Origin of the sequence: Pedobacter frigoris (assembly GCF_005116445.1) — a bacterium.
GTDB lineage: Bacteria > Bacteroidota > Bacteroidia > Sphingobacteriales > Sphingobacteriaceae > Pedobacter > Pedobacter frigoris.
Window position 1 is genome coordinate 169,626 of the sequence record NZ_SWBQ01000002.1, and the last position, 14,126, is coordinate 183,751.

Consider the following 14,126-nt stretch of genomic DNA (forward strand, 5'->3'; position numbering starts at 1 on the left):
AATCGTGAAAAAATATACATATACAGAAAAAAAAGATACACGCTCTGGTTTCGGAGCTGGATTACTGGAAGCAGGAAAGAAAAATCCCGAGGTAGTGGCACTATGTGCTGACCTTATAGGTTCTTTGAAGATGGATGCATTTATCAAAGAGTTTCCTGAGCGCTTTTTCCAGATTGGTATTGCTGAGGCAAATATGATCGGCATCGCTGCCGGATTAACCATAGGTGGCAAAATTCCTTTTACAGGAACTTTCGCCAATTTCTCTACAGGCCGTGTTTATGACCAGATTCGTCAATCGGTAGCCTATTCTGATAAAAATGTAAAGATCTGTGCTTCACATGCTGGCTTAACACTCGGTGAAGATGGTGCTACTCACCAGATTCTAGAGGATATAGGTTTGATGAAAATGCTTCCTGGAATGACTGTGATCAACACCTGTGACTACAACCAAACCAAAGCGGCGACTATTGCCATTGCAGAGCATCATGGCCCGGTTTACCTGCGTTTCGGTCGCCCTGTAATCCCTGTATTTACTGATCCGGATCAGAAATTTGAAATCGGTAAAGCATGGATGGTAAATGAAGGTACGGACGTGACGATCATCGCCACAGGACATATGGTATGGAAAGCAATCGAAGCCGGGGAAAAACTAGCTGAACTTGGCATAGATGCTGAAATCATTAATATCCACACCATCAAACCTCTGGACGAAGAAGCCATCTTAAAATCAGTTAAGAAAACCGGGTGCGTAGTTACCTGTGAGGAGCACAATAAATATGGCGGACTTGGAGAAAGTGTTGCAAGATTGCTTTCTACTGAATTACCAACTCCTCAGGAGTTTGTAGCAGTGAACGACAGTTTCGGTGAAAGTGGTACTCCTGATCAGTTGATGACTAAGTACGGATTAGACAGTGCTAACATTATCGAAGCTGCTCAAAAAGTACTGAAAAGAGCAGGTAAATAACCAATAGCAGCTAATAAAAAGAAAATAATGAAGCAGGTTGAAGATTCAGAGATATTAGAGAAATTCTCCAATGAAAAAACTCGTAATGAAGCCTTTAACCTGCTTTTAAATAAATATCAGCAAAAAATTTACTGGCACATCCGTCGACTGGTGATCAATCATGATGACACAGATGATCTTGTCCAGGACGTATTCATCAAGGTATGGAAAAACCTTGAAAAATTCCGCAGCGACTCTCAGCTGTACACATGGATTTACAGGATTGCCACCAACGAGTCCATCACCTTCCTCAATAAAAAGAAACAACAGAATAACACTCCAATGGATGAAGTCTCTGGTGAACTGGCTGAAAGCCTGGTTGCCGCATCTTATTTCAACGGAGATAAAATTCAGCTCAAATTACAAAAGGCTTTACTCACTTTACCGGAAAAACAACGCCTGATATTCAATATGAAATACTTTAATGAGCTTAAGTATGAGGAAATTGCTGAAATCACGGGAACGAGTGTAGGAGCCTTAAAGGCATCTTTTCATATCGCCGTTAAAAAAATTGAAGTTTTTATGCTAAATGAAGACATTACCTTTTAAACCTTTTGCCAATTAATACATCAATAGATACATAATGGAACAGAATTTAGAAAATAACGATTGGAAAAAGGAAGCCCCGCTATTGGCGAGCCTGCCTTTAAACAATCCTTTCGTAGTTCCTGAAGGGTATTTTGAGGGGTTAGGTAATGAAATTTCCAACGCTGTATATCTTGAGGGATTGAAAGCAAAAGTAAATGGTAGTGGATTTAGCACTCCGGAAAATTACTTTGATGGGCTTAATGAAAATATTAATGCCGCTATTTTTGCTGAAAAGCTAAAGGCGGCAATTCCGCAAGAAGGTTTTGGAATTCCTGCTAACTATTTTGAGCAAATGCAATCCAGCATCCTTGCCAAAATAATTCAGGATTCTCAGGCAAAAGCTGAGCCAACCATTCTTCGTTTATGGCATTCTAAATTGGTAAAATATGCATCAGCAGCATGTTTTGTTATCATCGCGGGTGTCGGTACAATTTATTTAAACAGTCAACCTGCAGAGCAGAAATCGCTTACCGCTGAGTTGGTTACTGAACAAATGCTGTACGATATTGATGAGGATGTAATTATCGAACATATCGAAGCTACTGAACCTAGACAGGCTCAGGCATCTGCTTCTGATGTTGCGCTTGAGAGTTATATACTTAACAACTATTCACAAAATGAAATTGCTGGTCTATAATTAACGATATAATGAAACACATAATTATCATAACGCTGTTCTTTTCCCTGCCATTCTTTGCTTTGGCGCAAAGGCCCGGAGGAGACAGGGGTGAGGAAATTGAAGCTTATAAGATTGCCTTTTTAACGCAGAAACTTGACTTAAGTCCGGAAGAAGCAAAAATATTCTGGCCAATCTATACCAGCTGGCAAAAACAACAATCCGATCTTCGTAAAGAACGTCAGCAAAAGATGATCAGTTTCAGAAAGATCAGTGAAATAGAAAACCTGTCTGATAGTGAAGTGCAGGCCTTAATTCAGAATGATTTTGCGATGAGGCAGAGAGAATTAAACCTGGATGTCATCTACTATAGAAAGTTAAAGACTAGTCTTCCAATAAAAATTGTCGGCAAATTCTATCGTGCCCAGGAGGCTTTTAAGAGAGAACTCCTGAACAAGTACAGAGGGGGCAGACCGCAGTAAAAAGAATAATTTCGTAAGTTTGTGCCATGCTTACACAACGTCAGTTATTTCTGCAGCACAACGCACAAACCACTTTAGAACCACTTCTTCTCGAATTTATAAAGGCAAGCGGTATGTATCTATATGATACTGAAGGCAAAAAATACATGGATCTGATTGCCGGTATCGGCGTCAGCAATGTAGGCCATTGCCACCCTGCAGTTGTCAATGCTGTAAAACAACAGGCTGAACGTTACATGCACATCATGGTTTACGGGGAATTTGTTCAAAGCCCCCAGGTTAACTTTGCCAAAGCTCTTTCTGATGTGCTTCCTGAAAGCCTGAATTCTACCTATTTTGTTAATTCAGGTGCTGAAGCTGTTGAAGGTGCCATGAAATTAGCCAAACGTTATACCCGCCGAACTGAGATTATTGCCTGTAATCATTCCTATCATGGGAGTACACAAGGAGCTTTGAGTTTAATGGGCAATGAAGAGTTCAAGCAAGCATACAGACCATTATTACCACACATCAAATTCATCAATTACAATGTAACGGCAGACCTGGATCAGATTACTGACAAGACCGCAGCTGTATTCATTGAAACCATACAGGGCGAAGCAGGCATTAGAATTGCCGACAAAGCCTATTTTAAAGCGCTTAGAGAGAAATGCACGGCTACAGGTACATTGTTAGTCTTAGATGAAATTCAATGCGGTTTCGGGCGTACAGGAAAGCTTTTTGGGTTTGAGCATTTTGATATTGTTCCTGATATCTTGCTTTTAGCAAAGGGTATTGGAGGCGGCATGCCTATCGGAGCTTTTGTGAGCTCAAGAGAGATTATGATATCTCTGGCTACAAATCCAATATTAGGCCATATTACTACTTTCGGTGGTCACCCGGTAAGTTGCGCTGCCGGATTAGCTACCCTTCAAACGATTTTGAAAGAAGACATCGTAAGAGATGTAGCCGAAAAAGGAAATCTGTTTAAAAAGTTATTGAAACATCCGGCAATAAAGGAAGTTCGTGGTATAGGTCTAATGATTGCAATAGAATTTGAAGATTTCCAGACTAACAAAAAGATCATAGATGCATGTATAGCAGATGGAATCATCAGCGACTGGTTTCTGCACTGCAGCAATTCCATGCGCATCGCTCCGCCATTGATTATTACCGAAGAAGAGATTGAATGGGCCTGTGAGGTGATTTTGAAGAATGTTAAAGCAATTGCTTAATCACTCATCGTCATTGCGAGGCACGAAGCAATCTCATGATGGGATTGCCGCGTCGCAAAGAGCTCCTCGCAATGACGGGAGCGATGATTGTCTAAATACTAATTAACTCATTTTCTGTCTCTTGATCAGATAAGCTTGTAGTATCGGGAAAAACCCTTTACTGATATCTGCATCGATCATATCGATCTTGTATTGCGTACACTTCAATTGTATAGCCTGCCTGTAAGCATTCATTTTTTCCAGGTATGCTTCCCTGACCTTAGATGCATGGGCCTTCAGCACTGTCCCAGTTTCCATATCCACAAATTCATACGGCCTGTTCTCAAACTCAAAATCTACTTCTTTAGCCTTGTCAGTCACATTAAAAATGATCACTTCATGTTTATTGAACTTCAGGTGCTGTAAGGCAGAAAACAAAGCTTCTGTATGATTTTCATCCTGTATCGTATTCAGCATATCGCTAAAAATAACGACAAGTGAACGTTTATGAATGAACTCTGCAATCTGATGAAGGGCCTGCTCCACATTTGTTTTTACATCCATTTTCTTTGCCCGGAGGATCTGCTCAAGATGTGTAAATAGATATTTCTGATGTGTAGTGGTAGACTTTGCCGGTGTATTTAAAATCAAGTGATCTGTAAACAGACTAAGGCCAAAGGCATCCCTTTGTCGCTTGAGCAAATAAATAAGCGCCGCTACTGCCTCTATCGAGAAATTAAGTTTATTATATCCCTCCATAGGAAAATACATAGATGACGAGACATCTACAATAAACTGACAGCGCAAATTGGTTTCCTCTTCATAACGCTTACTAAATAGCTTATCTGTTCTCGCAAATAATTTCCAGTCTATATTTTTGACACTATCGCCGACATTGTACAATCTGTGTTCTGCAAATTCAACCGAAAAACCATGAAAAGGACTTTTGTGCAGCCCAGTAATAAACCCCTCAACTACCTGCCGGGCAAGCAATTCTAAATTACTGTTGAAGTGTGAGGCTTGTTCATTAAATGGTGACTGCATAATGTAAATATAAAAAAAAGCGTTCATAAATTTATGAACGCTTTTAAAGTATGCTGTGTTGTAAAAATTACAACTGTTTGTCTAATTTCTGTGCCAATACAGATTTTGGAACTGCACCAACTTGTTTGTCTACAACTTCACCATTTTTGAAGTACAATAATGCAGGAATGTTGCGGATACCAAATTGGGTAGAGATTTGAGGATTGTTGTCAACATTTACCTTACCAACAACTGCTTTCCCTTCATATTCTTTTGAGATCTCGTCTACAACTGGTCCTACCATGCGACATGGTCCACACCACTCTGCCCAAAAATCAACCAAAACGGGTTTATCTGATTTTAATACAACTTCCTCGAAGTTTGCATCTGTAATTTCCAAAGCCATAATTTCTATTTTTTATTTTGCAAATATATAATCAATTGTAATGCCATCAATCTACTAATGTCAAAATGACATTAGTTCAACTTAGGATTAACGTTTAAAGTTTCTAATTGTTCTAATAAATCATTGCAGGGGTTGATTTTAACTGACTTGGAAGGCATTTTGATATTTACGTTTTGTTCCCTGTCGTAAATTTCAAAAAGAAGCTGACAATTCTGAATATCTGTTGTTGCCTTATTGTCTTCCAGTATGGCATGAATCTGACTCATAAAATCATCGGTAATCCGCTCTATAGGAACTTGTATGGTAACGCTTTTTGCCAATTTATCACGTAATTCTGAAAGCAGGTTAATTGAAGTAATCTTAAACTCCCAATCTCCCTCTTTTCTAAAACGTTCGCCTACTCTACCCCTGATCTGTAAAAAGTATCCTTCTGTAAGGAATTGCTTAAACTTTATGAAATCATCGCCAAACAAAGCCAGTTCACAACTGTCATCATAATCTTCAAACATCATCGTTCCGAATGGCTTACCTGTCTTTGTCATTCGCTGAGCAGCCATAACTACCAATCCACCTACTACCAGCTCTCTGTTTTTAATACCTTCAAATTCCGCAAGTACTTCCTCATTGGTATCACCACTACGAATCTTATTCACAATGGAAAGGTGTTTCACATTTTGCTGACAAAAACGATCGAGTTCCAGTCGATAGTTATCCAGAGGGTGTCCGCTCAGGAAGATCCCAATGGCATCCTTTTCATATTTCAGACGGTCTATCAAACTCCATTCAGGAGCTACCGGGAGTGATGGCTCAGAGATCAGATCGGCTACTCCGCCACCGAATAAAGAGGACTGAGAGGACGACTCATTATTTTGAAAGTCATTCGCATATTTGATCAGCTTTTCAATGCCGTTCATCCTATCGTTCATCCCTACAAAAAAGTATTGCGCCCTGTGTGAGCCAAAGCCATCAAAAGCCCCGCTATACACAAAACTCTCATACGCCTTCTTGTTTACAGTACGGGTATTCGATCTCCTCGCAAAGTCATACACGTCAGCGTACATACCCTTTGCTACACGTTCTTCTATGATACTTTCTACGGCCTTGTCGCCCACACCTTTAATTCCAGATAATCCAAAACGAACTTCACCCTGTGCATTTACGGAGAACTTAATATCAGACTCGTTAACATCGGGGCCCAGTACCTGCACACCCATCTGCTTACATTCCTCCATAAAGAAAGCCACCTGCTTAATGTCGCTCATATTGTTCGAAAGAACCGCAGCCATATATTCCGCAGGATAATGTGCTTTGAGATAGGCAGTTTGATATGCAATCCAGGCGTAACAGGTAGAGTGTGATTTATTAAAAGCATAGGATGCAAATGCTTCCCAGTCTTTCCAGATCTTCTCCAATGTAGCTGCATCATGGCCTTTTTCAGCGGCCTGAGCTACAAACTTAGGCTTCATCTTATCCAGTACATCCTTCTGCTTCTTACCCATTGCCTTACGCAAAACGTCGGCCTCACCTTTGGTAAAACCAGCCAGTTTTTGCGACAAAAGCATCACCTGCTCCTGGTAAACTGTAATTCCGTAAGTCTCTTTTAAGTATTCTTCACAAGCATCAAGGTCATATTTAATCTCTTCTTCACCATTCTTTCTACGTACAAAGCTTGGAATATACTCCAAAGGCCCCGGTCTGTATAATGCGTTCATCGCGATCAGGTCACCAAAAACTGTAGGCTTTAGCTCTTTCATGTATTTCTGCATACCATTACTCTCGTACTGGAATATACCTATCGTTTCACCTCTTTGGAACAGCTCGTAAGTCTTGACATCGTCTATTGGAAAAATATCAGGATCAAGCGCTATTCCATGTCCCAATTTCACCAGTTTTACAGTATCCTTTATGAGCGTCAGCGTCTTTAAGCCCAAAAAGTCCATCTTCAACAATCCGGCACTTTCAACAACAGAGTTGTCAAATTGAGTAACATACAAATCTGAATCCTTGGCCGTTGCCACAGGTACGAAATTGGTAATGTCATCAGGGGTGATGATTACACCACAGGCGTGAATACCAGTATTTCTTAATGAACCTTCCAGGATTTGAGCCTGCATGATAGTCTCAGCAGTCAGGTTTTTAGCCCCGGCCATGGCTTTTAGTTCCAGAACCTTCTCATATTCATCCGCACGTAAAGCTTCTTTCAGCACCTTTTCCTCCAGATTGAAGATCTTCGCGAGCTTCATGTTTGGGATCAGTTTGGCTACTTTATCCGCCTCAAATAATGGCAGGTCCAACACGCGGGCCGTATCTCTTATCGAAGATTTGGCCGCCATCGTACCATAGGTAATGATCTGAGCTACCTGATTCGAACCGTATTTCTGAATTACGTAATCCATTACACGTCCGCGGCCCTCATCGTCAAAGTCAATATCAATATCGGGCATCGACACACGGTCAGGATTCAGGAAACGCTCAAAAAGGAGATCATACTTAATCGGATCGATGTTCGTAATCCACAAGCAATAGGCAACTACAGAACCCGCCGCAGAACCACGACCCGGTCCCACCGACACATCCAGATTTCTTGCTTCCCGGATAAAATCCTGTACAATCAAAAAGTATCCGGGATAACCCGTTTTTTCGATCGTCTTCAGCTCAAAATCCAGACGCTCAATAATATCCGGGGTCAGTTCCCCATATCGTTTCTTAGCACCCTCATAAGTCAGGTGGCGCAGGTATTTATTTTCTCCGCGTTTACCTCCGTCTTCATCATCCTCTGCTACTAAAAACTGCTCCGGAATATCAAATTTAGGCAAGAGTACCTCACGTGCCAGTTTAAAGATCTCAATCTTGTCTACAATCTCCTGGATATTCAATATGGCTTCAGGAAGATCTGCAAACAGGGCCTTCATTTCATCAGAAGATTTGAAATAATACTCCTGATTAGGCAACCCATATCGATAGCCGCGTCCACTCCCTTTCTGCGTAGCCTGCTTCTCACCATCCTTTACACACAACAAAATGTCGTGTGCATTTGCATCTTTTTTGTTGATATAATAGGTGTTATTGGTCGCCACCAATTTTACTTCATGTTTCTTTGCAAGCGAAATTAAGGATGCATTCACAATATTCTCATCATCCTGATTGTGGCGCATCACCTCCATGTAGAAATCCGAACCAAACTGTTCTTTCCACCACAGTAAAGCATCTTCAGCCTGACGCTCACCGATATTTAACAACTTGCTGGCAATCTCCCCATAAAGATTTCCAGACAACACAATAATGTCTTCCTTATATTTTTCAATAACCGCACGGTCAATTCTGGGCACATAATAAAACCCTTTGGTATAAGCTATTGAAGAAAGTTTTGCCAGATTGTGATAGCCATTCTTATTCTTCGCCAGCAACACGATCTGGTAGCCATTGTCCTTCCTCTTTTTATCTTCATGATCATCACAAACAAAGAACTCACATCCAACAATCGGTTTTATGATGGTTTCAGTAGGCTCTTCTCCTTTTTCTACTGCAGCTGTATTCTTGGCTTCAGCTCCCTTATTATAGTTCAGTACCTGGCTTACAAAATGGAATGCACCCATCATATTCGCATGGTCAGTCATTGCAACAGCAGGCATTTTCTGCGCAGCCGTAGCTTTAATCAGGTCTGGGATATTAATGGTAGATTGTAATACTGAAAATTGTGTATGGTTATGTAAATGGGCAAAAGCAGCATTTTTAAGCTCCTCTTTATTAACCTGTAAAGCTTCTTTCGACGGGCCACCGCTGGTTTTCTTAAGGCGCTTTCTAATGTCATCTGACGCAGCTTTCAGATTGATATGCGTCAATCCAACCTTATTTACTGAACCAGGGTTATATTCCTTAAACCGCTTTAAATAGTCCGGTGTACATTGCAGCTGGTCCTGTCTGAAAACCTCCAATTTAATCAACTGTAAAAAACAGCGCGTAGTAGCCTCCACGTCGGCGGTAGCATTGTGAGCTTCAGAAAAAGGCTCTCCGAATAAGTATTGATGTAACTCAGTTAAGGTTGGAAGTTTAAACCTCCCCCCCCTACCTCCAGGAAGTTTCAGCAGGTCGGCCGTGGTCTCCGTACAGGTATCCAAAACAGGCATTTGTCCAAGTGTACTTTCGACGCCCATCCTATGCAATTCACAGCCCATAATGTTGACATCAAATCCGATATTCTGACCAACAATAAATTTTGATTTTGCCAATGCAGCATTAAATTTCTCTAAAACTTCAGCAAGCCCGACCCCTTGTTCTTCAGCAAGCTCGGTAGATATACCGTGGATCCTTTCCGCATCATAAGGAATATTAAAGCCATCCGGTTTCACCAGGTAGTCCTGGTTTTCAATCAGGTTTCCCAATTCATCGTGAAGCTGCCAGGCAATCTGTATACACCTTGGCCAATTATCCGTGTCGGTAATCGGCGCATTCCAGTTACGTGGTAAACCTGTAGTCTCTGTATCGAAAATTAAGTACATAGCGGTAGTAAAAATTGCTCCTTTCAGAAATCAAAAATGATTGATCAAAAATAAGGAATTTTAACCGCCTAATATCAGACGTTGAAAAAATTAGTTTGGATCAGGCGGGCACAATTTCCAGGAATGGTGTGCTTTTGTGCTCTTGAGATGCCAGTTTAGAAGTATCATAACCTTTTTCATGACAACGCTCAATAATAGCCGCTAAAAGAGTCTCATCGATTTCTGGTTTTCGTGCCATAATGAAAAGATGCTTATGCTTTGGATGACCTACAACCGTATAAGAATAATCGGCCGCCAGTTCAATTACCCAATAATCCATTTTAAAAGGCCATATGACCTGTACCTTCATTTTTGCATTTCCTGTACCTCTTACTACAGCCAGTTTTGAGCGTATATACTTCTGTTTCTCTTCTCCGGGAACTCTATATGTAGTAAATGCGGCATAATATCCATCAGGATGAATGACATACGTCTGTACAGTTTGCTTCCAATCCTTATCCAAAAAACCGGGAATAGAATACAAGGAAAACCACCTCCCCGCATAGGCCATAATATCAACTTTTTGTACCGGTACATTATCCATATTACCCCCGTTATTTATCTCTTTGCAGCAAATGTAAATTCTTTATCATAAAACCAATGGCTTAGAATAAAGTTTTCAAAAGCATTTTTTTAACTAAGCTAAATTTATAACTTCGGCATGAAGAGATTCATTTAGTTACCTAACCAAAGTACATAAGAAAATGGATTTGCACAAAAAATAAATGCAAATTCTGTAACCTTTAAAATTTTAATACTATGAAGATAACGGTTGTAGGTGCAGGAGCAGTAGGCGCCACTTGCGCGGATAATATTGCCAGAAAAGAGTTAGCAGAAGAACTTATTCTATTAGACATCAAAGAAGGATTTGCAGAGGGCAAGTCAATAGACATGATGCAAACAGCCGCTTTATTAGGCTTCGATACGAAAATCAAAGGTGTTACCAATGATTATGCAAGTACCGCAGGATCTGAAGTAGTTGTCATTACCTCCGGACTTCCCCGCAAACCGGGAATGACCCGTGAAGAATTGATCGGCATTAATGCTGGTATTGTAAAGGGTGTTACTGAGAATATCTTAAAACATTCTCCTGATGCGATTATTATTGTGGTATCCAATCCAATGGACACCATGAATTACCTGACATTCAAAACTTCCGGCCTACCTAAAAACCGCATCATCGGAATGGGAGGCGCACTGGATTCCTCAAGGTTCAAATATTACCTGAGTCAGGAACTTGGATGTTCTCCTTCAGATCTTAATGCTGTTGTAATCGGCGGTCATGGAGATACCACTATGATCCCTTTAATCAATCACGCAACCTGGAATAGCATCCCTGTTACCCAATTGTTAAGCAAGGAACAACAGGATAAAGTCGTAGCAGCTACGATGGTTGGCGGAGCCACGCTGACAGGTCTTATAGGAACTTCTGCATGGTATGCACCAGGTGCAGGTACCGCAGCGATGGTGGAAAGTATCGTTCGCGATGAGAAAAAACTAATCTCCTCCGGAGTGTACCTCGAAGGTGAATATGGACAGGAAGACATTTCGCTGGTAGTCCCTGTCATCCTTGGAAAAAATGGAGTTGAAAAGATCCTTGATTTTAAATTGAGTGATGAAGAACAGGCTACATTTAATAAAAGCGCTGATGCGGTAAGAAACATGAACAATGTGCTGACTGAAATGAAATTGATATAGATGAGGACAATTACTGTTCCCCTTATTTTAATAAGCTTACAAGACGACGGTTTCCACTTATTAGTGGAAATTGTTGTTTTCGGGCAGAAATTACTCGCCGTAGTAGATACTGGTGCCTCCAGATCGGTATTTGACCAAACTTTTATCAAAGCACACATTGAAGACCTGGAAACGCCAGAGGAAACACACGCCACCACCTTATTTGCTACCTCCAGCACTTTCCAGGCCATCATACCTAAACTCAAAATAGGCCGACTGAAACTTCATGATTACAATGCTGTAGCCCTGGATCTTGAAACCGTAAACCAGGCCTATCAAGATCTGGGACATCCACAGGTGATCGCCATTATAGGAAGCGACCTTTTGTTAAAATACCAGGCCATCATCAATTACAAGAAAATGAAGCTCTATCTCTACGAGTCTTTTTAATCATAATTTCCATCAGTCGTAAATCCCCCCCTAAATTGTCGTTACCATAGATTCAGTTTTTAAAACCCATCTCTTAATTTACATCAAAAAAAGACCTAAAAATAAAAGATATGGAACCAACAGTAATTACAGTAGAGAACACAATTAACGCCCCTGTGGCAAGAGTATGGGAAGCGTGGACAAATCCCGAACACATCACCAAATGGAGCTTTGCTTCTGATGACTGGCATACCCCTTATGCCTACAATGACATCCGTACAGGAGGAAAATTCAAATCCACAATGGCGGCCAAAGACGGAAGCATGAGCTTTGATTTTGAAGGAATATATTCTAACGTAGAAGAACACAAGCTGATTGAATATGCAATGGCTGATGGCAGAAAAGTAAAAATTTCCTTTACCGATCAGGGCGACTCAACTAAAGTTGTTGAGTCTTTTGATGCAGAAAACACCAACCCAATTGAAATGCAGCAGGGCGGTTGGCAGGCAATCTTAGACAACTTTAAAAAATATACTGAAACTTTGCTTTAATAAGTTGCGATGACTCGTGCATCATAAGCGTATATTAAATTGCCGAATGAGCACCCAATAAAGGTGCTCATTCGGCAATATTTTAGGTATTGAACCTTGTGATAACTATTTAGAGAATATACGTTCCAGTTCTTTTTCTACATCTGATTCCTGACCGCTATACACCAATATCTTCCCCTTGGGGTCTAACAGTACATAAAAAGGAATGAAACGCGTCTGATAAATACCCCCTACACGTGATGGCTTAAACTTTTCCGGAAAATCATCACAAACCTGCGGCCAAGGCATTTGTTCCTGATCCATAGCCTTTCTCCATGCCTCCTGGTTCTGATCGCCAGATAAACTCAGAATCTCAAATCCCTTAGCTTTATACTTCGCATAGACTTCCTTCAAATGCGGGATTGCCTTGCGGCATGGCACACACCAACTTGCCCAAAAGTCAATGAGCACGTACTTGCCCCGCATGGCGGAAAGTGTCAATGGTTTACCATCGGGTTTCAACAAAGTAAAATCAGGCGCCATATAGCCTGGTAAAAGCTTCTTTTTGCTTTCCAGATCTTTAGCCATTGATACGTATTCAGGAGTGGCTTTAGCTGCACCCTTGAATTTGTCCATGATGGCTTCCTGTTGTTCCATCGTGGTCTGGTAATCAAACTTCAAAAATTCACTCAAAAAATAAGGCCCGGAAGGGGAACCGGGATTTTGAGCTGCATATCCTTCAATCCATTTAAGACGCTCAGGTCTTTTTAGTTTACTGATGGAGTCATTCAGACTCTTTGCATCTGTTACACTCCCTAACAGCTCCTCCAGCTTTCTATGCAGTGCTTTGCCACGAAGATCTTTTGCGATGATCTTACCCCTTGGATCTATCAGCAAAGTGCTTGGTATGGCATTGATTCCATAATAGCTTGACACTTCATTTTTAAATCCCTTCAAATCCGAAACTTGTGTCCAGGGCATTTGATCTTCTTCAATAGCCTTTTTCCAGCGCTCCGCTTTGTCGTCCAAAGAAATCCCCAGCACAGTAAAGCCTTTGTCCTTATACTGCCCGTATGCCTTCAACACATTGGGGTTCTCCGCCCTGCAGGGATGACACCAACTGGCCCAAAAATCAACAAGCACATATTTCCCCTTAAAATCTGATAATTTTACAGGCTTACCTTCGGTATCGGGCTGTGTAAAGTCTGGCATCTGCTCCCCTATTGCACTATGCTTCAGAACAGCCAGTCTTTCTTCAATCTTTTTGGCTGCAGGTTTACTTTTTGCCGCTTTACCCAATTTGGAATACAACAGATTCCCATCTTCATAGTTCCCGAGAAAAATCAGCTCGTCATTGACCAGACTGAGACTGAAATCGCTGTTGGGATATTTACTGATGTAAGCCGCTTTTCTTTCCAGCTTTTTTGCCGCTATATCCTTGATCTGCAGTTCCAGCTTTTCCGCTTCATCGTCTGTAGCGTTTTTCAACGCAGCATAAATTTTCGCTTCTTCCACTGTGAGATCCTTAATACTGGCCATCCAGGCCGCAGCTGCTTCTTTATCGGGCTTTACATCCTGGGCAAGGGCCGCCCCCGCCAAACACAAAGTGATGGCTAGTATAGTGATGCTATTTTTAAACAT

Annotated in this window: 13 protein-coding genes; 8 read left to right on the top strand and 5 right to left on the bottom strand. The window is 41.1% G+C overall.

What is annotated here, in order from left to right; genetic code table 11:
• The first annotated feature begins 4 nt into the window (after window positions 1-4).
• Genes FA047_RS07125 through FA047_RS07145 form a run of 5 tightly spaced genes read left to right on the top strand, consistent with a single transcriptional unit; the run spans window position 5 to window position 3,903 of the window.
• On the top strand, window positions 5-964 hold the full coding sequence (locus FA047_RS07125) for a transketolase family protein (RefSeq protein WP_136835305.1): 960 nt from the start codon (window positions 5-7) through the stop codon (window positions 962-964).
• Between the two features lie 27 nt (window positions 965-991).
• The gene (locus FA047_RS07130; RefSeq protein WP_136835306.1) at window positions 992-1,552 is read left to right on the top strand and encodes an RNA polymerase sigma factor; all 561 of its coding nucleotides are present in this window, start codon (window positions 992-994) and stop codon (window positions 1,550-1,552) included.
• A gap of 34 nt (window positions 1,553-1,586) precedes the next feature.
• Window positions 1,587-2,228, top strand: a complete 642-nt coding sequence (locus FA047_RS07135; protein ID WP_136835307.1) for a hypothetical protein — start codon at window positions 1,587-1,589, stop codon at window positions 2,226-2,228.
• Window positions 2,229-2,239: 11 nt separating this feature from the next.
• Complete coding sequence (locus tag FA047_RS07140) at window positions 2,240-2,689, top strand: hypothetical protein (RefSeq protein WP_136835308.1); 450 nt, start codon at window positions 2,240-2,242, stop codon at window positions 2,687-2,689.
• 26 nt (window positions 2,690-2,715) lie between these two features.
• On the top strand, window positions 2,716-3,903 hold the full coding sequence (locus FA047_RS07145) for an aspartate aminotransferase family protein (protein ID WP_136835309.1): 1,188 nt from the start codon (window positions 2,716-2,718) through the stop codon (window positions 3,901-3,903).
• Between the two features lie 102 nt (window positions 3,904-4,005).
• On the opposite strand, the gene FA047_RS07150 is transcribed toward FA047_RS07145, so the two are convergent.
• From FA047_RS07150 to FA047_RS07165, 4 genes are all read right to left on the bottom strand, one after another.
• On the bottom strand, window positions 4,006-4,926 hold the full coding sequence (locus FA047_RS07150; RefSeq protein WP_136835310.1) for a DUF58 domain-containing protein: 921 nt from the start codon (window positions 4,924-4,926) through the stop codon (window positions 4,006-4,008).
• 67 nt (window positions 4,927-4,993) lie between these two features.
• The gene (gene trxA, locus FA047_RS07155) at window positions 4,994-5,311 is read right to left on the bottom strand and encodes a thioredoxin (protein ID WP_136835311.1); all 318 of its coding nucleotides are present in this window, start codon (window positions 5,309-5,311) and stop codon (window positions 4,994-4,996) included.
• A gap of 71 nt (window positions 5,312-5,382) precedes the next feature.
• Window positions 5,383-9,810 carry a DNA polymerase III subunit alpha gene (dnaE, locus tag FA047_RS07160; protein WP_136835312.1) on the bottom strand — a complete coding sequence of 1,476 codons (4,428 nt, stop codon included), beginning with the start codon at window positions 9,808-9,810 and terminating at the stop codon, window positions 5,383-5,385.
• Window positions 9,811-9,910: 100 nt separating this feature from the next.
• A complete protein-coding gene (locus FA047_RS07165) occupies window positions 9,911-10,393 on the bottom strand; it encodes a lipocalin family protein (protein ID WP_136835313.1) in 483 nt (160 codons plus the stop codon).
• Between the two features lie 215 nt (window positions 10,394-10,608).
• Between FA047_RS07165 and mdh the strand changes: the two genes are divergently transcribed.
• From mdh to FA047_RS07180, 3 genes are all read left to right on the top strand, one after another.
• Window positions 10,609-11,547, top strand: a complete 939-nt coding sequence (gene mdh / locus FA047_RS07170; protein WP_136835314.1) for a malate dehydrogenase — start codon at window positions 10,609-10,611, stop codon at window positions 11,545-11,547.
• Window positions 11,548-11,976, top strand: a complete 429-nt coding sequence (locus FA047_RS07175) for a retropepsin-like aspartic protease (protein WP_136835315.1) — start codon at window positions 11,548-11,550, stop codon at window positions 11,974-11,976.
• 110 nt (window positions 11,977-12,086) lie between these two features.
• Window positions 12,087-12,506 (top strand): SRPBCC family protein, encoded by a 420-nt coding sequence (locus FA047_RS07180; protein WP_136835316.1) that lies wholly within the window; start codon window positions 12,087-12,089, stop codon window positions 12,504-12,506.
• 105 nt (window positions 12,507-12,611) lie between these two features.
• Here FA047_RS07180 and FA047_RS07185 read toward each other — a convergent pair whose 3' ends face one another.
• Window positions 12,612-14,126, bottom strand: a complete 1,515-nt coding sequence (locus FA047_RS07185) for a TlpA disulfide reductase family protein (RefSeq protein ID WP_136835317.1) — start codon at window positions 14,124-14,126, stop codon at window positions 12,612-12,614.

What these genes read in the sequence shown, in the direction of transcription:
- FA047_RS07150 (WP_136835310.1), bottom strand. Translation starts at nt 4,926, where the DNA reads ATGCAGTCACCATTTAATGAACAAGCCTCACACTTCAACAGTAATTTA.
- FA047_RS07165 (WP_136835313.1), bottom strand. Translation starts at nt 10,393, where the DNA reads ATGGATAATGTACCGGTACAAAAAGTTGATATTATGGCCTATGCGGGG.
- trxA (WP_136835311.1), bottom strand. Translation starts at nt 5,311, where the DNA reads ATGGCTTTGGAAATTACAGATGCAAACTTCGAGGAAGTTGTATTAAAA.
- FA047_RS07185 (WP_136835317.1), bottom strand. Translation starts at nt 14,126, where the DNA reads ATGTTTAAAAATAGCATCACTATACTAGCCATCACTTTGTGTTTGGCG.
- FA047_RS07175 (WP_136835315.1), top strand. Translation starts at nt 11,548, where the DNA reads ATGAGGACAATTACTGTTCCCCTTATTTTAATAAGCTTACAAGACGAC.
- dnaE (WP_136835312.1), bottom strand. Translation starts at nt 9,810, where the DNA reads ATGTACTTAATTTTCGATACAGAGACTACAGGTTTACCACGTAACTGG.
- FA047_RS07180 (WP_136835316.1), top strand. Translation starts at nt 12,087, where the DNA reads ATGGAACCAACAGTAATTACAGTAGAGAACACAATTAACGCCCCTGTG.
- FA047_RS07145 (WP_136835309.1), top strand. Translation starts at nt 2,716, where the DNA reads ATGCTTACACAACGTCAGTTATTTCTGCAGCACAACGCACAAACCACT.
- FA047_RS07130 (WP_136835306.1), top strand. Translation starts at nt 992, where the DNA reads ATGAAGCAGGTTGAAGATTCAGAGATATTAGAGAAATTCTCCAATGAA.
- mdh (WP_136835314.1), top strand. Translation starts at nt 10,609, where the DNA reads ATGAAGATAACGGTTGTAGGTGCAGGAGCAGTAGGCGCCACTTGCGCG.
- FA047_RS07140 (WP_136835308.1), top strand. Translation starts at nt 2,240, where the DNA reads ATGAAACACATAATTATCATAACGCTGTTCTTTTCCCTGCCATTCTTT.
- FA047_RS07135 (WP_136835307.1), top strand. Translation starts at nt 1,587, where the DNA reads ATGGAACAGAATTTAGAAAATAACGATTGGAAAAAGGAAGCCCCGCTA.